The organism is Streptomyces sp. NPDC055243 (genome assembly GCF_044544025.1).
Taxonomy (GTDB): domain Bacteria; phylum Actinomycetota; class Actinomycetes; order Streptomycetales; family Streptomycetaceae; genus Streptomyces.
The window spans coordinates 1-22,343 of record NZ_JBITWR010000010.1 but is presented as its reverse complement, the minus strand read 5'-3'; the positions used below and the strand labels follow the sequence as shown (position 1 = coordinate 22,343).

The 22,343-nt window shown below is 72.4% G+C and carries 11 protein-coding genes; 9 read left to right on the top strand and 2 right to left on the bottom strand.

The window, feature by feature from the left end:
* Window positions 1-200: 200 nt before the first annotated feature.
* From ACIGXX_RS27250 to ACIGXX_RS27230, 5 genes are all read left to right on the top strand, one after another.
* Window positions 201-2,303 (top strand): ABC transporter ATP-binding protein, encoded by a 2,103-nt coding sequence (locus ACIGXX_RS27250; protein WP_399979538.1) that lies wholly within the window; start codon window positions 201-203, stop codon window positions 2,301-2,303.
* Window positions 2,304-2,450: 147 nt separating this feature from the next.
* Window positions 2,451-5,204: a BTAD domain-containing putative transcriptional regulator gene (locus tag ACIGXX_RS27245; RefSeq protein WP_351173232.1), complete on the top strand. Its 2,754-nt coding sequence runs from the start codon at window positions 2,451-2,453 to the stop codon at window positions 5,202-5,204.
* Window positions 5,205-6,100: 896 nt separating this feature from the next.
* Window positions 6,101-6,805: a DUF4232 domain-containing protein gene (locus tag ACIGXX_RS27240; protein WP_361465565.1), complete on the top strand. Its 705-nt coding sequence runs from the start codon at window positions 6,101-6,103 to the stop codon at window positions 6,803-6,805.
* A 463-nt stretch (window positions 6,806-7,268) separates the two neighbouring features.
* Entirely contained in the window at window positions 7,269-9,329 is a 2,061-nt protein-coding gene (locus ACIGXX_RS27235; protein ID WP_383822722.1) for a M4 family metallopeptidase, read from the top strand.
* Between the two features lie 322 nt (window positions 9,330-9,651).
* A complete protein-coding gene (locus ACIGXX_RS27230) occupies window positions 9,652-11,286 on the top strand; it encodes a M4 family metallopeptidase (protein WP_361465568.1) in 1,635 nt (544 codons plus the stop codon).
* Between the two features lie 209 nt (window positions 11,287-11,495).
* On the opposite strand, the gene glgP is transcribed toward ACIGXX_RS27230, so the two are convergent.
* Window positions 11,496-14,126 carry an alpha-glucan family phosphorylase gene (glgP, locus tag ACIGXX_RS27225; RefSeq protein WP_351173220.1) on the bottom strand — a complete coding sequence of 877 codons (2,631 nt, stop codon included), beginning with the start codon at window positions 14,124-14,126 and terminating at the stop codon, window positions 11,496-11,498.
* 192 nt (window positions 14,127-14,318) lie between these two features.
* On the opposite strand from glgP, the gene ACIGXX_RS27220 reads away from it, so the two are divergent.
* Together ACIGXX_RS27220 and ACIGXX_RS27215 are read left to right on the top strand one after the other, a co-directional pair.
* On the top strand, window positions 14,319-16,910 hold the full coding sequence (locus ACIGXX_RS27220; RefSeq protein ID WP_399979531.1) for a protein kinase: 2,592 nt from the start codon (window positions 14,319-14,321) through the stop codon (window positions 16,908-16,910).
* 41 nt (window positions 16,911-16,951) lie between these two features.
* Entirely contained in the window at window positions 16,952-19,219 is a 2,268-nt protein-coding gene (locus ACIGXX_RS27215) for a protein kinase (RefSeq protein ID WP_399979528.1), read from the top strand.
* Window positions 19,220-19,223: 4 nt separating this feature from the next.
* Here the strand turns inward: ACIGXX_RS27215 and ACIGXX_RS27210 are convergent, their stop codons facing one another.
* Window positions 19,224-19,694 carry a nuclear transport factor 2 family protein gene (locus tag ACIGXX_RS27210; RefSeq protein WP_399979525.1) on the bottom strand — a complete coding sequence of 157 codons (471 nt, stop codon included), beginning with the start codon at window positions 19,692-19,694 and terminating at the stop codon, window positions 19,224-19,226.
* 296 nt (window positions 19,695-19,990) lie between these two features.
* Between ACIGXX_RS27210 and ACIGXX_RS27205 the strand changes: the two genes are divergently transcribed.
* Together ACIGXX_RS27205 and ACIGXX_RS27200 are read left to right on the top strand one after the other, a co-directional pair.
* Window positions 19,991-21,205 (top strand): S8 family peptidase, encoded by a 1,215-nt coding sequence (locus ACIGXX_RS27205; RefSeq protein WP_399979522.1) that lies wholly within the window; start codon window positions 19,991-19,993, stop codon window positions 21,203-21,205.
* A gap of 312 nt (window positions 21,206-21,517) precedes the next feature.
* On the top strand, window positions 21,518-22,343 hold an 826-nt coding region (locus tag ACIGXX_RS27200), incomplete at its 3' end, for a maltotransferase domain-containing protein (RefSeq protein WP_399979519.1).

The window sequence follows — 22,343 nt, the reverse complement described above, 5'->3', positions numbered from 1 at the left end:
GACCCGCCGCCCACGGCAGGCAAGGCGGACGGCATACCCACAGGCGAACAGACGCAGGCGCCAGCCGGTCCCACACCAGAAGCAGCCGACCCGACGTCCACGAAGGGGCGGGGCACTCCCGCCGCCGGGGACGCGGGTCCGGCGCCCGCGGACGGGCAGACGGAGGCGGGCCCTGCGTCCGCAGAGAGTGAGGCCGCGCGATGACCGCGTCGACACCAGCGTCACGGACCACGGGCGGCCCCGACGAGGAGGACCGCACCGAGGAGCACGGGTACTCCGGGGCGGAGGAACGGCCCGGCGACGAGGCCCATTCCGGAGGGAAGGGTCGCCTCCGGCCGCAGAGCGCCCCCGAAGAGCACAAGCGCCCCGGAGAGCAGCGGCTTCCCGAGCAGGGCACCAGCCGCAGCCGCGACGGGGACCACCACCACACGGCAGGCGCTACGGCTTCCGGGGAGCGCAATCACGAGCCCTCCGCCCCCGGTGACCACGAGCCCTCCGCCCCCGCCGACCACTTCGACAAGGACACGCTCCCCGCGCCCCCCGGCGCCACCGCCGCCCTGCTCCGGTCGTTGCTCCTGCCGCTTCGGGGGCGCGTTGTCCTCGCGACCCTGTTGCTTCTGTTGCAGCAGGCCGCCGTGCAGGGCGGGCCGCTACTCGTCGCGTATGCCATCGACCGGGGCGTGCCCGCCGTCCGTGGCGGCGACTACGGGCCCCTCGTCGCCATCGGCGTCGGATATCTGCTCTGCGCGGGCGCGTCCGGCGCGTTCCAGTACGCGTTCATCGTGGCCTCCGCCCGCGTCAACCAGGACGTGCTGCTCGATCTGCGCGGGCGGATCTTCCGCCACGCGCAGGCCCTCAGCGTGGACTTCCACGAGCGGTACACCTCGGGGCGGCTCATCTCCCGGTCCACCACCGACGTGGAATCCCTGCGGGAACTCCTCAGCGAGGGGCTGCAGGAGCTGGTCACCGTCATCCTGTCCTTCGTCTACATCTCGGCGATGCTGCTCTGGCTCGACCTGAGCCTCGGCGCCGTGGCCGTCGCGTCGTTCGTGCCGCTCTACCTCCTCGTACGCCGTTATCAGCGCCGCGCGGGCCCCCTCTTCGGAAAGCGGTCCACCGCGATCGCCTCCGTCATCGTGAAGTTCGCCGAGACGATGAACGGCATCCGGCCGGTCCGCGCCTTCCGGCGCGAGGCCGCCAACGAAGCCGAGTTCGGCGTACTCAACCGCCACCACGAACGCGCCAACGGCGACGCCATGCTGGAGATGGCCCGCTACGTCGTCGGCTCGCGGCTCGTCGCCAACACCGCCGTCGCCGGCATCGTCCTGTGGGGCGCCTACCGCGTCACCGACGGCACCCTCGCGCTCGGCGTCCTGGCCGCCGCCGTGCTGTATCTGCGGCGCCTGTACGACCCGATCGACCGGCTCGGGATGTTCCTGAACTCCTACCAGTCGGCCGCAGCCTCCCTGGAGAAGGTCGCCGGGCTGCTCGCCCAGACCCCCTCCGTGCCCGAGCCGCACGCCGACCGGGTACGGGCGCTGCCCGCCCTCGCCTCCGCACACCCCGGCCGCGAGGTCGGCTTCGAGGGCGTGCGGTTCGCCTACCGGACCGGCGGCGAGGTCCTGCCCCGCTTCGACCTGACGCTGCCCGCAGGGCAGACCGTCGCCGTCGTCGGCTCCACCGGCGCGGGCAAGTCGACGCTCGCCAAGCTGCTCGCCCGGTTCTACGACCCCACGGAGGGCCGGGTCCTGCTCGACGGGGTCGATCTGCGCGACCTCGCCAACGCGGAGTTGCGCCGTGGCGTGGTGATGGTGACCCAGGAGGCCTTCCTGTTCTCCGGGACCGTCGCCGAGAACATCGCCATCGGCCGCCCCGACGCCACCCGCGAGGACATCGAGCGGGCCGCCAGGGCCATCGGCGCGCACGACTTCATCGCGTCGCTGCCCGACGGCTACGACACCGACGTACGCAAGCGGGGCGGCCGCATCTCCGCCGGTCAGCGGCAGCTGGTCGCCTTCGCGCGGGCGCTGCTCGCCGATCCCGCGGTGCTGATCCTGGACGAGGCGACCAGCTCGCTGGACATCCCGGGCGAGCGGGCCGTGCAGCGCGCCATGGACACCGTGCTGCGCGGCAGGACCGCCGTCGTGATCGCCCACCGGCTCTCCACGGTGGAGATCGCCGACCGGGTCCTGGTGATGGAGCACGGGCGCGTCGTGGAGGACGGCACCCCGGCCGAACTCGTCGCGGGGAGCGGGTCGTTCGCGGATCTGCACCGGGCGTGGCGGGACAGCGTGGTGGGGTAGGTGGGTGGGGACAGGCGGGGGCGGCCCCCACCTGCCCCCGCACGAGCCACCGCACGAGCCACCGCACAGGCCACCGCACAGGCCGCCGCACAGGCAGCAGAAGCACCTCCGGTAATCTGGACTTTTCCCCCAGAAGGAGATGCATCAGTGGAGTTCCGGCTGCTCGGAGCGGTTTCCTTCGCCACCGAGACAGGCGAACTGCCCCTCGGTCCGGCCAAGCGGCGCAGCCTTCTCGCCGCCCTGCTCCTGCGGCCCAACCGCCCGGTTCCGGTGGAGCAGCTGACGGCCACTCTGTGGGACCACGAGCCTCCGCCGCGCGCCCGCGGCGTCATCCAGGGCCACGTGTCGCGGCTGCGGGCCCTGCTGACGGGCGCGGACGCCGAGATGTTCGGTGTGGAGCTCGTCACGCAGGGCACCTCCTACGTCCTGCGCATGCCGGAGAGCCTGCTGGACGCCCACCGCTTCGAGGAGCTGGTGACGCTGGCCCGCAGCCAGCGCGCGCCCGCCGACGCCGTGGCGATGTACCAGGAAGCGCTGTCCCTGTGGCAGGGGCCTGCCCTGAGCGGCGCCTATCCGAGCCCGCCGCTCCAGGCCGCCGCGCACGCCCTGGAGGAACTCCGGCTCGCCTCCGTGGAGATGCTGGCCGGGGCGTACGCGCGCCTGGGCGAGCACAACCGCGCGGCGGCCGTGCTGCGCGCGGAGGCCGAGGCCCATCCCCTGCGGGAATCGCTGTCCGCCGCCCTCATGCGCGAACTCCAGCGAGCCGGGCGCCGCTCGGAGGCGCTCGACTGGTTCCACCGCACCCGGCGGCTCCTCGCCGACGAGCTGGGGGTCGACCCCGGCCGTGAGCTGGCGGACGCCTACGGAGTGGCCTTGCGCGGGGAGGGCGACGGCGAGGCGGAAGCGGCGGCATCGGCCCCGCCGCCCGCCGCTTCCGTCGCCCCGCAGGGGCGCTCCGGGCAAGGACCGGCCGCCACCCTGCCCCCGGAGACGGTCGACCTGCTGCCCCGCATGCCCCGCGGCTTCCACGGGCGCGCGGGCGAACTGACCGCCCTGTCCAGGGCCGCGGCGGGCGAGGCCCCCGTGTGCCTGGTCACCGGGCCCGCGGGCGTGGGCAAGACGGCGCTGGTGGTGCACTGGGCGCACCGCAACCGTGCCGCGTTCCCCGGCGGCCTGCTCTACGCCGACCTGCGCGGCTTCAGCGACACGGGAGAGCCGACGCACCTGGAGGTGCTGCGCGAGTTCCTGCTGGCCCTCGGGGTCGCGCCGCGCAGGATCCCGGAGTCGGCGAACGGGGCGTCCGCGCTGTACCGGTCGCTCGCGGCCGACCGGCAGCTCCTCGTCGTACTGGACAACGCGCGCGGCTCCGAGCAGGTCAGGGAGCTGCTTCCGGGAGGCACGCGCTGCGTCACCGTCGTCACCAGCCGGTACCGGCTGCGCGGCCTGATCGCCTCCGACGCCGCCCGCCCCGTACCCGTGGACGTACTCGAACCGGAGGACAGCACGGCCCTGTTGGCCGCTGTGCTCGGCAAGGAGCGGGTCCTCGCGGAGGCGGTGGGTGCCCGGCGGCTCGTGGAGCTGTGCGGCGGGCTGCCCCTCGCGCTCCGGGTGGCGGCGGCGCGCCTCGCCGACCAGCCGGACTGTTCCCTGCGGGCGATGAGCGCCGAACTGGACGACGAGTCACGCCGGTTGAGCCTGCTCGACGTGGAGGACACGGGCGTCCGCGCGGCGCTGCGGCTGACCGTGCGGCGACTGCCCGACGACGTGGCGCACCACTTCGCGCACCTGGGCCGCCATCCGGGCACGCACGTCGACCGTTTCACGGCGGCGGCTCTCGCGGGCACGGACCCGGACACGGCCGAGGCCGCCCTGGACCGTCTCACCGCGGCGCACCTCGTCACGCGGGCGGCACCGGGGCGCTGGACCTTGCACGACCTCGTACGGCTTTACGCACGCGGCCTGGACGCGGGGCCCGACGCCCTGCACCGAGTGCTCGACCAGACGGTGGCGACCGCCCTGGCCGCGGCCGACGCGGCTGAGCCGGGCGACGAGGAGTGCTTCTCGCTCCCCACGGACTTCCGACCGCCGTACGCGATACGGGAGTTCGCGGACCGGGACGAGGCCATGGACTGGTACGCCGCCGAGCGTGACGACCTGACGCTCGCGGCGACGGCGGCGGATTCGGCGGGGCTGCACGGCAGGACGTGGCGGATCGTGCTTGGCCTGTGGCCGCAGATGGTGTGGCGCGTGCACGACGGCTGGACTCCCCTACTCCAGACGGCACTTGAGGCGGCCCGGGCCGACGGGGACGCGCGCGCCGAGTCGCGGGTGCTGGCCCTGCTCGGGTGGGTGCTGACCGAGGAGGGCCGCACCGACGAGGCCGTCGTCCACCTGGAGGCCGCCCCGGTGATCGCCGCCCGCGCGGGCGATCGGCGCGCCGAGGCGACGGCGCTGATCAATCTCTCCCTCGCCCAGGCCGCGCTCGGCAGCCCCGAGGAGGCGGCCGAGGGGTGTGTCCAGGCGGCGCACCTGGCCCGCGAGGTGGGCGACCGCCACACCGAACGTCTGGCCCTGCACCACCTCGCCCGGCACCAACTGGACACCAAGCAGTGGCAGTCGGCCCTGGACACGTCGATGGCGGCCCTGGCCGTGGAGAGCACGGCGGACGCCTCGACGGCCTCCCGGGTCCTCCTGCTCACGGCGGGCGGCGAGGCCCTCATAGGCATGGGCGACGAGACGGAAGGAATCCGCCGCCTGGAGACCGCGGCGGACGAGGCGGAGGCCTCCGGCTACGACGAGGGCGCAGTACGAGCCCTCGGCGCCCTCCTCCGAGTCTCAGCAGACGTAGGCCTACGGGCCCGCTACGACACGGCGATGGTGCGCCTCGCGGAACGGACCTGAGAAAGCAGCGCGAACGGCGGCGCACGGACGGGGCGGGGGGGGCGCCCTTGACGGGGATCGGGGGTGCGGCGCCGCGCCGGGGGCCGCGAGTGCGGTGCCATTGACCGGGCCCGCAGGCACGGCGCGCGCGGACGGAGGCCGCGGGTGCGGCGCCGATGACCGGGCCCGCAGGCGCGCGGCATACGAACGCGGTCCGCGCGTACGGCGCCGTGCCGGGGGCCAGCAAGCGCGGCACCGTTGGCAGGGCCCGCAGGCACGGCGCACGCGGACGGAGGCTGCGGGTGCGGACCCGTTGACGGGCGGGGCCTGTGACGGGCGGGGCCTGCGGGGTGCCGTGTGCGCGCGGCTCGGGCCTGTGGCTGTGTCGGGGGTGACGGCTCGACGCCGCCCCGTATCGCCGGACATGGCACGGCGCGCGACCTCGGACCCCAACCCCGCGGCGCAGGGCGCACGGGCGGAGGCCGGGGGTCGGCACGCAGACCCGGGTCCGCGGGGTGCGGCGCACCTACGCGGTCCGCGAGTGCGGTGCCATTGACCGGGCGCGCAGGCACGGCGCCCGGACGGAGTCCGTGGGTGTGGCGCCATTGACGGGCGGGCCTGCGGCGGGGGTGCCGTATGCGCGCGGCTCGGGCCTGTGGCTGCGTCGGGAGTGACGGCTCGACGGTGGTCCGCGTCGTCGGGCATGGCACCGTCGGCCCCGTGGCGCGCGCTCGGCCGTGGGGGGCGTCGAACCGCCGCGCACCCCATGGCCCTTCGCTTGCGGCGCCGTCATGCCGCGTCAGCGGGACGTCAGCCGGGCGTGAGCGGGACGCCAGCGGGGGCGGTCACTGTGGTGTCAGAAGCGGGGACGACCAGTCAGGCCCGCACCCACCACCACCGCAACGGGGAACCTCATCATGCGTACGACCCGGATCCGCACCACCGTCCTCGCCGCCACCACCGCCGCGCTCGCCCTCACCCTGACGGCCTGCGGCGGCTCGGACGGATCCGGCGACAACGCGTCGAAGTCCGGTGCCGGCAAGCGCGTCGCCACCACCGAAGGGTCGAAGGGCTCCGGGGCGACGGCCACGACGGAGACTTCGGAGACGGGCGACAGCGTCACCGCGGCCGGCGGCGAGCAGGGCACCTCCGGTTCCAGTGCGGGCAAGGCCGCTCCCGCCCGCGCCGCGGCGACCCAGCCGTGCAAGGGCGACGAGATCTCGTACTCCGTGCTGCACCGCTTCCCCGCGGAGCAGGGCGAGCACCTCCTGATCACCGCGACGAACGCCGACGCCAAGTCCTGCTGGGTCACTTCCTACCCGTCCGTGATGCTCGGCAACACCTCGACGGTCCTGCCGCACGCCTCCAAGGACGCCCCGGGCGGCACCACCCGGATCACGGTCAAGCCCGGCGGCAAGGTCTACTCCGCCGTGGCCCTCTTCACGGACAGCGACAAGACCCACACCTCGACCGACCTCTCCATCGCCCTGCGCGACCAGACCGGCGACACCGGCCCGGGCGCCGGGACCGGCGCCTTCGACGGCAAGGGCGTGCCCTCGGAGTTCACCTGGTCCGACGCCGAGGTCACCAACTGGAACACCACGAAGCCCTACAACTTCTGATCGGCACCCCCCAGCCCCCTGCCCCCCTGCCCCCCCTGTACGACAGAACCGCAGCACCGCAGCACCGGCCTGGAGCGACGCAGCGCTCCAGGCCGGCTTTCGTGCGTTGCCCAACCGACCGGTATCCGGCGACCGTTGGGGTGCGGAATCAGCCACACCGTCCGGCCGCCCGCCGACGGTTGCATCTCGAACAAACGCGGAGCCCTTCACCCTGGGCGACTCCTCCGTATATCGAACGCGACCCACCGGGCAGCGGACCATTTCCGGCCAACTCTTGACGCACTCCTGACAAACAGAGCGCTCCGGTGCCACTCTTCCCCTCGATTCCCAGCTCCACCACGTTCGACCGGGTCGCACCGTTCGAATCCCATGCTCCACGTTCTGCCTTGTTCTGCCCGGACGGCACGACCGCGCCGACCGGTCCCCCTGGCCGCGTATCCCCGCGGCCACGCAGAAGGAGTCCGTGTTGAGAAGCACCTCTCACAGACCTGCCTCCCACAGACGCGCCACCGCCGCGGGCGCACTGACCGCCGTCGCCGCCCTCATCGCGGTGGCTTTCCAGACGGGCCCGGCATCGGCCGACGACCCCGCGATATCGCCGGCCAAGACCCCGGCCGCGGCCAAGATAGGCAAGGCCGACCCCGGCTCCCTGCCCGTGAAGCTCACTCCCGCCCAGCGTGCCGCGCTCCTCAAGGACGCCAACGCCACGAAGGCGGACACGGCCAAGGACCTGGGGCTCGGCGCCAAGGAGAAGCTCGTCGTCCGTGACGTCATCAAGGACGGCGACGGCACGACGCACACCCGCTACGAGCGCACCTACGACGGCATGCCCGTACTCGGCGGCGACCTGGTCGTCGACGAGGCGAAGTCCGGCAAGACCAAGGGCGTCACCAAGGCCGCGAAGGCGGAGCTCAAGGGCATCGCCACCAGCGCCGACGTGAAGGCGGCGACCGCCGAGAAGCAGGCGCTCGGCGCGGCGAAGGCCGAGGGGTCGAAGAAGACCGACGCGGACCGCGAGCCCCGCAAGGTCGTCTGGATGGCCAAGGGCGAGCCGACTCTCGCGTACGAGACCGTGGTCGGCGGGCTCCAGCACGACGGCACCCCGAACGAGCTGCACGTCGTCACGGACGCGGCGACCGGCAAGAAGCTCTTCCAGTGGCAGGGCATCGAGAACGGCACGGGCAACACGCAGTACAGCGGTCAAGTCACCCTGGGAACCGCCCAGTCGGGGTCGAACTACACCCTGACCGACACCGCTCGCGGCAGCCACAAGACGTACAACCTCAACCGCGGCACGTCCGGCACCGGCACCCTCTTCTCGGGCGCGGACGACGTGTGGGGCAACGGACTGCCCGCCAACCTGGAGACCGCGGGCGCCGACGCCCACTACGGGGCGGCGCTGACCTGGGACTACTACAAGAACGTGCACGGCCGTTCCGGTATCCGGGGTGACGGTGTCGGCGCGTACTCGCGGGTCCACTACGGCAACAACTACGTCAACGCGTTCTGGTCGGACAGCTGCTTCTGCATGACGTACGGCGACGGCGCGGGCAACGCCAAGCCGCTGACGTCCATCGACGTGGCGGCCCACGAGATGACGCACGGCGTCACCGCGGCGACCGGCAACATGACCTACAGCGGCGAGTCCGGTGGCCTGAACGAGGCGACCTCGGACATCTTCGCGGCGGCCGTGGAGTTCAACGCCAACAACGCGCAGGACAAGGGCGACTACCTCGTCGGCGAGAAGATCGACATCCGTGGCGACGGCACCCCGCTGCGCTACATGGACAAGCCCAGCAAGGACGGCTCGTCCAAGGACTCCTGGTACTCGGGCATCGGCAGCATCGACGTCCACTACTCGTCCGGTGTCGCCAACCACTTCTACTACCTGCTGAGCGAGGGCAGCGGCGCCAAGGTCGTCAACGGCGTCTCGTACGACTCGCCCACCTCCGACGGCCTGCCCGTGACCGGAATCGGTCGTGACAAGGCGTCACTCATCTGGTACAAGGCGCTCACGACGAAGTTCACCACGACCACCAACTACGCGGCGGCGCGCACCGGGACTCTCGCGGTCGCCGGCGAGCTGTACGGCACCACCAGTGCCGAGTACGCGGCGGTCGCCCACGCGTGGGCCGGCGTCAACGTCGGCGCCCGGCCCGGCGGTCCCGGCGGCGGCACGGACTTCGAGAACACCACCGACGTCGCCATTCCGGACAACGGGGCGGCCGTCACCTCCTCGGTGAACGTCACCGGCCGCACGGGCAACGCGCCCTCCGCCCTGAAGGTCGGCGTCGACATCGTCCACACCTGGCGCGGCGACCTGGTCGTCGACCTGGTGGCCCCGGACGGTTCGACGTACCGCCTGAAGAACTCCAGCTCGTCGGACTCGGCGGACAACATCGTCGAGACCTACACGGTCAACGCCTCGTCCGAGGTGGCCAACGGCACCTGGAAGCTGAAGGTCCAGGACGTGGCCGCGCAGGACGTCGGCCGCATCAACAGCTGGAAGCTGACGTTCCCGTAAACCCTGACGGAATCTGAAGGGCTTTGACGGCACGTGCAGACCGCGCCGCTCCGGGTGGACCGACTCCCCGGGGCGGCGCACCCATGTGCGCCCCCCTCGGTCACACGCAGCCGCTCACGCTCAGCCGCGCAACACCCCGTTCGCATTGCGTACATGGACCATCGCTCAACGGACGATTTCTGGCCAACCTGCGGTCAGGTACCTGACATGCACCTGGCTCAACTGACACTCTTCCCTCTCAAGTCACACCAGCACACCCGCACCGCATCTTTCAGCCCGGACAGTCCCCATGCCGTCCGGGCCCCCCACAGAAGGAGCATGCGTGACCCCCCACATATCCCGGAAGCGCTCAACGCTGGCCATCGCCACCGCTGTTGCCGCCGGAGCACTGCTCACCGCCGGTCTGACCACCGGAGCCTCCGCGCAGCCCGACCGGGCCGCATCGCCTTCCGGCGCGCCCGTCTCGCTCTCCTCCACGGCCCGCGCCGACCTGCTGCAGGACGCGAACGCGGAGAAGGCCGCCACCGCCGAGAAGATCGGCCTCGGCGCCAAGGAGAAGCTCGTCGTACGCGACGTCGTCAAGGACCGTGACGGCACCACGCACACCCGCTACGAGCGCACCTACGACGGTCTGCCCGTCCTCGGCGGCGACCTCGTCGTCCACACCGCGAAGAGCGGCTCGGTCAAGAGCGTGACCAAGGCGGCCAAGGCCACCATCAAGGTCGCCTCCACCTCCGCGAAGATCGGGGCCACGTCGGCCGCGAAGTCCGCCGAGTCGACCGCCGCGAAGTCCGGCGACACCAAGAAGGCCGACGCGCAGACCCCGCGCAAGGTCGTCTGGGCCGCTTCGGGCAAGCCGGTCCTCGCGCACGAAACCGTGGTCACCGGCGTCCAGAAGGACGGCACGCCCAGCAAGCTGCACGTCATCACCGACGCGGCCACGGGCAAGAAGCTCTTCCAGTACCAGGCCATCGAGAACGGCGCCGGGCACAGCCAGTACAGCGGCGACGTCGAGGTCGGCTCCAAGAAGGGCACCAGCGGCTTCGACCTGACCGACGACTCGCGCGGCGGCCACTCGACGTTCGACCTGAACCACGCCCAGAGCGGCGAGGGCAAGCTCGTCACGGACGACGACGACACGTGGGGCACCGGAAAGCCGGAGGACGTCCAGACCGCCGCCGTCGACGCCGCCTACGGCGCCCAGCTGACCTGGGACTACTACAAGGCCGTGCACGGCCGCGAGGGCATCAAGGGCGACGGCAAGGGCGCGACCTCGCGCGTCCACTACGGCAACGCGTACGTCAACGCGTTCTGGGACGACAGCTGCTTCTGCATGACGTACGGCGACGGCGAGGGCGACAAGAAGCCCCTCACGTCGATGGACGTCGCGGCGCACGAGATGACGCACGGCGTCACGTCGGCGACCGGCAACATGGAGTACAGCGGTGAGTCGGGCGGCCTGAACGAGGCCACCTCCGACATCTTCGCGGCGGCGGTCGAGTTCAACGCCAAGAACGCCGAGGACGTCCCCGACTACATGGTCGGCGAGAAGATCGACATCAACGGCGACGGGTCGCCGCTCCGCTACATGGACAAGCCCTCCAAGGACGGCTCGTCCCTGGACAACTGGAGCGCGGACGCGGGCAACGTAGACGTCCACTACTCCTCGGGCATCGCCAACCACTTCTTCTACCTGCTGTCCGAGGGCAGCGGCGCGAAGGAGATCAACGGCGTCAAGTACGACTCCCCGACCGCCGACGGCTCCAAGGTCGAGGGCATCGGGCGCGACAAGGCCGAGAAGATCTGGTTCAAGGCCCTGACGGCGTACTTCACGACGACGACGGACTACAAGGCGGCCCGCGAGGGCACCTTGAAGGCGGCGACGGACCTGTACGGGGCGGACTCCGCCGAGTACAAGGGCGTGGCCGCGGCCTGGACCGGCGTCAACGTCAAGTAACTCCTCTCCACGACAGGCGGCACCCGGGGACACGCTTTCCCCCGGGTGCCGCCTGCCGTCGTGCGGGCCCTTTCCTCCTCGACCCCGCCCCTTCCCGAAAACCCGCTCCGGCGCGGGGGCCTTGGCACCGTTGATCACCGGCTCCGCCGCGTTCGTCCTCAAACGCCGGACGGACTGAAACCCTGCGCCGCGCAGGGGCCGGGCCGCCCCTACCGCAGCAATACCCCCGCGGCCTCCCCCGTCCCCTCGGAGGGCACGGCCACCAGACCCAGCTCCGCCCCGCTCGCCAACAGTCGATGCGCCGGCAGGATGCGCACCGTGTAGCCGAACGGTCCCGTGCGGTCCAGGGACAGGGGGCCCTCGTAGAGGCGGCGGCCCTCCGCGTCGGGGCCGCCCACCGGCTTCAGCGGGACCGGGCTCGCGTCGGCGATGACGTCCTCGGGGTCGACGCGGCCCGCGATCGTCTGGACCTCCACGTCGTCCGGGGTCAGCTCGCCCAGGTGCACGCGGACCCGCAACGAGAGCGTGGCGCCGAGCTCGGCGGTGGCGCCCGTCGCCGACGCCTCGACGTGGTCGACGGCGACCCCCGGCCAGGCCGCACGGACCCGCGCCTTCCACGCGGCCAGGTCCCCCGCGGCGTCCACGTCCAGCGTGCGGTGCGCCCGCGCGGCGGGCACGTACAGCTGCTCCACGTAGTCACGCACCATCCGGCCCGCGAGCACCTTCGGACCGAGCCGGGTCAGCGTCCGGCGCACCATCTCGATCCACCGGTCGGGCAGGCCCCCCGGCCCCTGCTCGTAGAAGCGGGGCGTGATCCTGCGCTCCAGGAGGTCGTAGAGCGCCGCGGCCTCCAGCTCGTCGCGCCGGTCGTCGTCCGTCGCCGCCCCGTCCGCCGTGGGGATCGCCCACCCGAAGTCCGGCTCGAACCACTCGTCCCACCAGCCGTCGAGGACCGACAGGTTGAGGCAGCCGTTCAGCGCCGCCTTCATGCCGCTCGTGCCGCACGCCTCAAGGGGGCGGAGGGGATTGTTCAGCCAGACGTCGCACCCGGGATAGAGCTTCTGCGCCATCGCCATGCCGTAGTCGGGCAGGAACACGATCCGGCCGCGCACCCGCGGGTCGTCCGTGAAGCGCACCAGGTCCTGGATGAGCCGCTTGCCCCCGTCGTCCGCCGGATGCGCCTTGCCCGCCACCACGATCTGCACCGGCCGCTCCGGGTGCGTGAGCAGCTCCATCAGCCGGTCCCGGTCCCGCAGCATCAGCGTCAGCCGCTTGTACGAGGGGACGCGGCGCGCGAAGCCGATGGTCAGGACATCCGGCTGGAGTACGTCGTCGATCCACCCCAACTCCGCGCTGGCGGCGCCGCGTTGACGCCACGAGGCGTACAGCCGCCGCCTGACCTCCGTCACCAGCTGTCCCCGCAGCTCGCGCCGCAGCTCCCAGATGTCCGCGTCCTGGATCTCGGCGACCGCGTCCCACCGCTCCGAGCCGCCCACCGACAGCGCGTCCTCGGTGCGCTGCGCGCCGATCTGGCGTGCGCCGAGGCGGAAGACCTCGGGGGCGACCCAGGTCGGGGCGTGCACGCCGTTCGTGACGGAGGAGATCGGGACCTCTTCGGCGTCGAAACCCGGCCACAGGCCCGCGAACATCTCGCGGCTCACCTTGCCGTGCAGGGTGGACACGCCGTTCGCGCACCGCCCGAGCCGCAGGCCCATCACGGCCATGTTGAAGAGGTTGGGCTCACCGCCGGGATAGGTCTCCATGCCGAGGCGCAGTATGCGTTCGACGTCGATGCGGGGCAGTTCGGCGTGCGGGCCGAAGTGCCGGGCGACCAGCTCGCGGTCGAAGCGGTCGATGCCGGCGGGTACGGGCGTGTGGGTGGTGAAGACGGTCCCGGCCCGCACGGCTTCCAGCGAGGCGTCGAACTCGACGCCTTGCGCGGCGAGTTCATGAATCCGCTCCAGCCCAAGGAACCCGGCGTGGCCTTCGTTCGTGTGGAAGACCTCGGGCTCGGCGTGCCCGCTCAACCGGCAGTACGTCCTGATGGCGCGCACCCCACCGATGCCGAGCAGCATCTCCTGGAGCAGCCGGTGCTCGCTGCCGCCGCCGTAGAGCCGGTCGGTCACCTCGCGGGCGCCGGGGTCGTTCTCCTCGACGTCCGAGTCGAGCATCAACAGTGGTACGCGCCCGACACTGGCCTGCCAGACGTGCGCGCGCAGCGAACGCCCGCCGGGCAGCGCGATCGCCACCAGGCTGGGGGTGCCGTCCGCCTCACGCAGGAGGGAGAGCGGCAGCTCGTTCGGGTCGAGCACCGGATAGGTCTCCTGCTGCCAGCCGTCGCGGGACAGGGACTGGTGGAAGTAGCCGTGCCGGTAGAGCAGCCCGACCCCGATGAGCGGAAGCCCGAGGTCGCTCGCCGCCTTCAGGTGGTCGCCCGCGAGGATGCCGAGCCCGCCCGAGTACTGCGGCAGGGCGGCGGTGATGCCGAACTCGGGAGAGAAGTAGGCGATGGCGCGCGGCAGTTCACTGCCCCGCTCGGCGGACTGCTCCTGATACCAGCGGTCCCCGGTGACGTACTCCCGAAGCCCGTCCGAGGCCTCGGCGAGGCGCCGCAGGAAGTCCCCGTCCCCGGCCAGCTGCGCGAGCCGGGCCGGCGGCACGCTGCCGAGCAGCCGCACGGGGTCACCGTCCGAAGCGGCCCACTGCTCGGGGTCGACGGCCTTGAACAGTTCACGAGTTCCGGTGTGCCAGGACCAGCGCAGGTTGCGCGCCAACTCCGAGAGGGGGGTGAGAGGTTCGGGAAGGGCGGGTCGTACGGTGAATCGACGGATGGCCTTCATCACGGTGCACCTCTGACAGGGTGTCCGACGGGCGTATGACAGGGGCGTTCGTACCTCGCGTTCCGACGTGTCGCATCGACGGTAGCGGTGCGTCGCGCCCGTCACCACGGCGCATGGGGAGCGTTCGTGGTCGCCGGGTAACGTGACCTCGGGGGACGGCGGTTGACAAGGGCACACAGGGGGACGGGGCGAATGATCGGCCAGTTGCGGGATTCGTCGCCCAGGCGGATCGGACCGTATGTGACGCTGGCCCGGCTCGGGGCGGGCGGGATGGGCGAGGTGTTCCTCGCGCGCCCCGGTGAGCGTTCCGAGTTCGGCCCCGATGACCTCGTCGCCGTCAAGGCCATCCGCAACGAACTGGCGGCGGACGACATGTTCCGGCGGCGCTTCCGCCGGGAGGCGCAGGTCGCGGCCTCCGTCGACAGCCCCTTCGTCGCCAGGCTCGTGGCGAGCGAGGCCGAGGACGAAGTGCCCTGGCTGGCCACGGAGTACGTCCCCGGGCCCACCCTTTCCGAGGCCGTGCGCGGCCACGGCCCGCTGCCCGCGGGCGCGGTGGCCGCACTCGGCGCGGGCGTGGCGCGGGCGCTGACCGTGGTGCACGGGGCGGGCGCCCTGCACCGCGACCTCAAGCCGGGCAACGTCCTGCTGGGCCAGGACGGCCCCAAGCTGATCGACTTCGGCGTGGCACGGGTGCAGACCGCCACGACGATGACCCACTCGGGCCTGCTCGTCGGCACACCGGGCTTCATGTCGCCGGAACATGTGGCGGGCGGCCGGCATGTGGTGGCGGCGTCGGACGTCTTCTGCCTGGCGTCGGTGCTCGCGTACGCGGTGACGGGACAGGACCCCTTCGGGGACGGACCGATGGCGGCCGTCCTGTACCGGGTGTCGCGGGCGGAGGCCGAACTGGGCGCGATGCCCGACGCGTTGCGGGAGGTCCTTTCGGCCTGCCTCGCGCGGGACCCGGGCGAGCGGCCCGGAGCGGCGGAGGTCGCCGAGCGGCTCGGACGGCTGCGGGACGCGGCGACGGACGCGCAGTGGCCGGAGCCGGTGCGGGCGGCGGTCGGTGCGGCGCGCCGGGACGTGGAGCAGCTGTGCGCGTCGGGGCAGGCGTTGCTGCCGGTGCCGGTCTGGCCGGAGGCTGATGCCGGGCGCCGCCCGGCGACGGCTCAGGGCAGCCCCGAGACCGCTCCCGGGCATCCGGTGACTGCTCTCGGCCATCCGGTGACCGCACCCGGGGGGCCCGCCCCCGTGGACGTACATCAGCTGCCGACGATGAGCGGCTCACCTCCGCCTGCCCCGGCCCGCCCCCGCCGCGGCGTGCCGCGCGTGCTGCTCGCCACGGTTGCCGTCGCCGTGGTGGTGGGCGCACTGGGCGGGGCTCTCGCCGTGTGGGGTCCCTGGACGGAAGGGTCGGACGGCAAGGGGTCGGAGGCCGCGCCGCCCGGCGGCTCGGCCGCACCGGGCACGGTGGATCCGGGCCCCACCGACCCGGCTGCCGTCAAGAAGCTGATAGCCCGGGCCGGGGTCGACGCGGACGGCACGGCGGACCGTTCCGGAGTCGTGGACCAGGTCGCCGCCCAGCGGCCCGAGGGGTGGAAGGCATGGCGGGGCAGTCTCAGCCACTCCCCCATGAGCTGCGCGGCCGACACGCACGCCATCGTCTGCCTGCTGACCAACGGCACGTACGAGGCGGTGAGCGCGGTCGACGGGAAGCGGCTGTGGAAGTCCGGCAAGGTCGATCCCGAGGGCGGTGTGGACGAGGCGTACATCGGCCCGAGCGGCGCCTACTTCCGGCCCGGCGACGTACTCGAACCGCAGGTGCGCGGCGGCAGAGCGGTCATCGCCCACGACGGCGTCCTCCAGGTCCGCGACTCCACGACGGGTGATGTCATCTGGGACGCCCCGGCCCCGGACGGAGCGGGCGCGTTCACGCTGCGCCCGCTCCTGGACGACGACACGCTCCTGGTCACCGCGGAGGATTCGTACGTGAACGAGGGGGCCATCGCCTCCCTGCACGCCTACGACCTCGACGGCGGCCGCCCTCTGTGGGACGAGGATCTCGGCGCTCCGCTGGAGGCCAAGGCCGACATCAACCGGTACCAGATGCGGGCCCTGCGCGACGGGGTCGTCTACGCCGACGAGAAGGGCAGCCTGGCGGCGTACGACGCACGGACCGGCGAGCGGCTCGGCCGGACGGGGAGCGAGTGCGGGGCGGTGCTCGTCGACGAGGACGTGGTGCTGTGCACGACCTCCGACGACGACGCACCCGAGACCGACGCTCCGCCGCCGCGCGTGAAGGCACTGCAACTGAAACCCCGCACCTTCGAGGCAGCGGGCAAGCCCTTCTTCTACCCGGCGCCCGAGGGATACGGACCGGCGGCGGGCCCGACGGCCGTGAACCACACCCTCGCGGTCTCCGTGGACCCGGACAGGGGCAGCGTCCTCGTCCATGACCGGGGCCAGGAAAAGGTGCTGCGTACCGCGAAGCTGCCGACGGGGAACGTCCCGGCCTCGTCGCCGCTGGTGCTCGGCGGGCGTGCCGTCTACGCGGACAGCGGCGCGCTGTACACGTTGCCGCTCGATGCCGGTGCCGGGAAGCCGAAGCGGCACCCCGTGCCCGGAGCGCCGGGCGACCGCCCCGAGCCCCCGCCGAACGTCAACGGCACCGTCATCTCGGAGATGCTGCGCGCGCCGACCGTGCTCGCCCTCGGCGGCGTCGCCCACATCGTCTACGACGAGGGCGAGATCTCGTCGGTGGAACTGCCCCGGCGGACTTCCTGACCGGTCATCGTCCGTAACGTTCGCATGAGTTGAGGATGCGTATGCTCACACCTCTGCCGCCCGGGTCCACCCGCCGCATCGGCCCCTACCGGCTGCTTGCCAGGATCGGTGCGGGCGGCATGGGCGAGGTGTTCCTGGCCCGGCGGGAGCAGGGGCGGCTCGTCGCCCTCAAGGCCGTGCGTCAGGAGCTGGACCTGGATATGGACGACGCGTTCCGTGTCCGCTTCCGGCGGGAGATCGCCGCGGCCCGCGCGGTCACGGGCCCGTTCACCGCCGCCCTCCTGGACGGTGACGCCGACGCCCGCCTCCCCTGGCTTGCCACGGAGTACGTGCCGGGCCCGTCCCTCGCCGACACGGTCGCGCGGTGCGGTCCGCTCCCGGTGGACGCGGTCCGCGCGCTGGGCGCCAAACTGGCCAGGGCGCTCGCGGCCGTGCACGCGGCCAGGGTCCTGCACCGTGACCTCAAGCCGGGCAACGTACTGCTCACCCCGGACGGCCCCCGGCTGATCGACTTCGGCATCGCGCAGGCCTTCGAGGCGACGGCCCTGACCATGACGGGCATGCTCGTGGGCACACCGGGGTTCATGGCCCCGGAGCAGATCGAGGGCTCCCACGCGGTCGTGCCCGCCTCGGACGTCTTCTCGCTCGGCGCGGTTCTGTGCCACGCGGCGGCGGGCCACGGGCCATTCGACGACCCGGAGTTCGCCTCGGTCGTCTTCCGCATCGCGCGGGGAGACGCGGACCTCTCAGGTGTGCCGGACGAGCTGCGCGGCCTCGTCGCCGAGTGTCTGGACACCGATCCCGACCGGCGTCCCACGCCCGTCGAGCTCGCCGAGCGCCTGGCCGACGGCACCGCGCCCGCCCCGTTCCCCTGGCCCTCCGAAGCCCTGTCGCTGTTCGCCGAGTACCGCTCCGCCGCGGCCGGATTCGAGCAGTCCGAGTTCGAGCACCCTGGGGCGGACGTGCCTCCCCCGCCGCAGGCGCCGCCCGCCCTGGGGTCGTTCGGTCCCGCGCCGGTGCTCGGCAAGCGCCGCTTGCCGTGGGTCGTGGCCTCCGCCGCGGCCGCCGTGGTGGTCACCGTGGCGGCGGTGTTGCTGCCGGACGTCCTCGCGGACGACCCGGCGGCCGCCCCCTCCGCGAGTCCGCGGCCGGATGCCGCAGCACCGGCAGGCCGTGTGGTCACCGCCTACGGCAACCAGGGTCACTCCGGCGAGTTCGGCACATCGGCCGTGCGCGAGGCCGCGCTGCCCGAGGGCTGGAAGCCGTGGTCGCGCAAGAAGCCGAAGGGCGTGGACAGCACCGGCAAGGGTTGCGTCATGGCGCGGTCCACGCTCGTGTGCCGGGACGGGCGGGGCGCGGCGACCGCCCTGGATGCCGCGACCGGCAAGGACCGCTGGAAGGCTCCCGGCCTCCCGGGGAATCCGACCGGCGTCCAGGAGAACCCTCCCGAGACCGACGGCGAGCGGGTCTTCGTCCCCAGCGAACTGGGCGTGATCGGCCTGGATCTGGCGACCGGCGACGAGGTCTGGCGGCACACGGTCCCCGAGCACTCGGGGGTGATCTCCGTGACGTACGCGCAAGGGGTGGTGTACACGGCCGAGTTCAACAGCCGGTCCGCGCCCGCCCCTTACACGACAGTGGTGCGGGCCCGCCGCGCGAGCACCGGCAGGCAACTGTGGGAGACGAGCGTCGACGGCAGGCTCCGGGGCACACTGCTCGCGCAGGGCGACAGGCTGTACGCGGCCCTGGAAGCCGGCGGCGCCATCGCCCTCTCCGCCCGGACCGGCGACGAGAAGGCCGAGGTGTCGAAGCCCGCGTGCGACGACCTGATCGGATACGACGGTGCGGTCCTGTGCTGGTCCGTGGAGCGCAAAGGCGTGAGCGTGCTCGACGGCGGCACCCTCGCCTCCCGCCGCACGATCGGGGCCGCGAAGCAGCCCGATGTCGCCCCGGTCGTCGGCGAGAAGGGCGTTCTGGTCATCGCCGGCACCGACGAGAAGGCCGAACTTCCGGACCGCCTTTCCGCGTACGACTGGAAGTCCGGCAAGGAGCTCTGGGACCTCCCGGCCCGCGGCACTCCCAGCGCCCTCGGCCTCTCCGGCGACCGGCTCCTGTCCGTGGGCTCCTACGAGATCCGCACCGTATCCCTCGACGGCGACGCGGAGAACGTCACCCAGCGGACGATCCCCACGACCGACGTGAAGGCGATCGACGGCCTGGCGGACACCCTGACGACGCCGCTCTACCTGGGGGGCGCGGTGTTCGCGGAGTCCGTCGAAGGCCGCCTCGTCTCCGGCCGCGCCCTGTGACGTCCTAAGGCGTCACCGTCGCGGCCACGATCGCCGCCGTGTCCCAGTAGAACGGCCGCACCTCCGTGATGCGTCCGCCCCGCACGGTGATCGTCTGTAGTACCGGGAAGGCGAGTTCTCGGCCCGTGGCGCGGGCCCGTGCGCGGACCTGGGTGTGGATCACCGCCGTTTCGCCCGTGGCCAGGAACTCCTGCTCCCCGATCTCGAAGCTCTCCCACGTCTCGCTCATGGCGAGGAAGAAGCGGGCCATGCCCTCGTGTCCGCGCCAGGTGCCGCCGTACGGCAGGGCATCGGCCTGGTGCATCACGACGTCGGGGGCGAAGTAGGGGGCCAGCAGGTCGAACGTGGCCTTCCCGGGCCCGCCCTCGGCCAGGTAGCGGGACTCCGCCTCGTACATGCCGGTCAGGACGGTCAGGGAGTCCGGCACGCTGTCGAGTGCGGAGTCCTGCGCGGCGGCTTCGTGCTGGGTCGTCATGCTCTCAGCGTCACCGCTTCCGCGCTGTTCCACCGGCGGGAATCGGACGTCGAGCTACCGGCGGTCACCCCGTGGTCCCGTAATCGGCGGAGGCATCCTGAACCCGTCCGAAAATCGGCGCAACCCTCACAGCACCCCCACGGGCGATATGGCCGATTCCCCCCTGCCCTGTGGTCTTGTAGGGCCTCACGCCGCACGAGAGGCTGCCAAGTGGCGCCCGTGCAGATACGGGGGATCCGGCACAGATCGGTCCAACTCTGCGGTGCGCACGTCAAGTTGGGGAGGGAAACCAGCGTATGACTCTGACGCGAACGAAGCGTTTGCGGTGGGCGGGAGCCGTCACCGCCGCCACCACGACGGCGGTGCTTTCGGCCATCACGCTGCCCGCACACGCCGCTCCCGCCGATGCCCCGCCGGGGAAGATACTCGGAGCCGGTGAGCCCGGTTCCATCAGCGGGAGTTACATCGTCACGCTCAAGGGCGGGACCAAGGCCCCGTCGGACGCGGGCAAGGGCGTCGCCGCCAAGTACGGGGCGCAGATACGTCACACCTACAGCACCGCGCTCAACGGATACGCGGTGAAGGTGAACGCGGATCAGGCCAAGAAGCTCGCCGGGGACTCCAAGGTCGCCTCCGTCGTCCAGGACAGCACCGTGTCACTGGACCACACCCAGAAGGATCCGCCCTCCTGGGGGCTCGACCGGATCGACCAGCCCGATCTGCCGCTCGACAAGTCCTACACCTGGCCCGAGTCCGCCGGTCAGGGCGTGACCGCGTACGTCATCGACACCGGCGTCCGCACCTCGCACGCGGACTTCGGCGGCCGGGCGAGCAGCGGCTGGGACTTCATCGACAACGACGCCACCGCGCAGGACGGCAACGGACACGGCACGCACGTCTCCGCGACCGTCGCGGGCGAGAACCACGGCGTCGCCAAGAAGGCGGACGTCGTGGGTGTCCGGGTGCTCGACGACGCGGGGTCGGGGACGACCGCCCAGGTCATCGCCGGCATCGACTGGGTGACGAAGAACGCCAAGAAGCCCGCCGTCGCCAACCTGAGCCTCGGCGGCACGGCCAACGCCCAGCTGGACGCGGCCGTGCGCAACTCCATCGCGTCCGGGGTCACTTACACGGTCGCCGCGGGCAACGACGGGCTTCCCGCGTTCCTGTTCTCGCCGGCCCGCGTGAAGGAAGCCGTCACGGTCGGCGCGAGTGACGCCAAGGATGCCAGGGTCGGCTTCTCGAACTGGGGCGGCAGCCTCGACCTGTTCGCACCGGGCGTCGGCATCACGTCCGCGTGGAACACGGACGACACCGCCACCGACACCATCTCGGGTACGTCGATGGCCTCGCCGCACGTGGCGGGCGCGGCGGCGCTCTACCTCGCCGACCACCCATCGGCCGCACCGGCCGAGGTGAGCAAGGCACTGACCGACCAGGCGGCGACGGGCAAGGTGACCGGCGCCGGTCTCGGCTCGCCGAACAAGTTGTTGCAGGTCAACAACCCTTAGAGCACGCAGCGTTGAGAAACCGGCCCCGTCGAACACGGCGGGGCCGGTTCTGCGTGCGCGGCCATGGCCTTGCTTCAGCCGCCAACCCGAAGCACCCTCGATAGGGCGCCGGTCGCGTATAGGGCTTACGCACCGGTAGTTAACAAAGCGCCGGATTGCCCACCCGAAGTTGGTGGGAAGGCTCCCCCGGAACGCAATCGGCTCAGTACGGTCAGTCACGGCTCGGTACGGCCAGCAAGCGCGGCACGCAGTTGCAGAACCCCTCCACACCCCCGTATCCGCCCCACTCATGTAACGCGGACAGGAGCGGTCATGCCCTCAACTCGCCCGTCGGCGACGCCCTCGGGAAAGGCCCCTACGAGGGTGCCCACATCCCAGGCACCACAGCAGGACCCGCAGAACCTCCAGCAGGGCCCGCAGCAGGACCCGAAGCAGGGCTCGAAGCAGGACCAACCGCAGGACCCACCCCCTCGAACCGCCCGGCCCGGCACCCTCACCGGCCGCATACCCGTCCTCGACGTGGCGCCTCTCGTCCACGGCGGGCGAAGGCCCGCCAAAGCCGTGGTGGGTGAGACCTTCCAGGTCACCGCCACCGTCTTCCGCGAAGGGCACGAGGCGGTCGCCGCCAATGTCGTCCTGCGCGACCCGGCGGGGCGCCCCGGGCCGTGGACGCCGATGCGCGAGCTGGCCCCCGGCACCGACCGGTGGGGCGCGGACGTCACCCCGGACGCGGAGGGGACGTGGACGTACACCGTCGAGGCGTGGGGTGATCCCCTCTCCCAGTGGCGGCACCACGCGCACATCAAGATACCGGCGGGCATCGACACCGAACTCGTCCTGGAGGAGGGCGCCCGCCTGCACGAACGTGCCGCCGCCGACGCCCCCGTGAGCAAGGGCCGCCGCGCCACCCTGCGCGCCGCCGCCGAGGCCCTGCGCGACACGGACCGCCCCGTCGCGGCCCGCCTGGCCGCCGCCCTCACCCCGGAGGTGGACGCGGTCCTCGCCGAGCATCCGCTGCGCGAACTGGTCACGGAGTCCGAGCGGTTGCCGCTGCTGGTGGAGCGGGAGCGGGCGCTGTTCGGGTCCTGGTACGAGTTCTTCCCGCGCTCGGAGGGCGCCGTCGTCCGCGAGGGCCGGC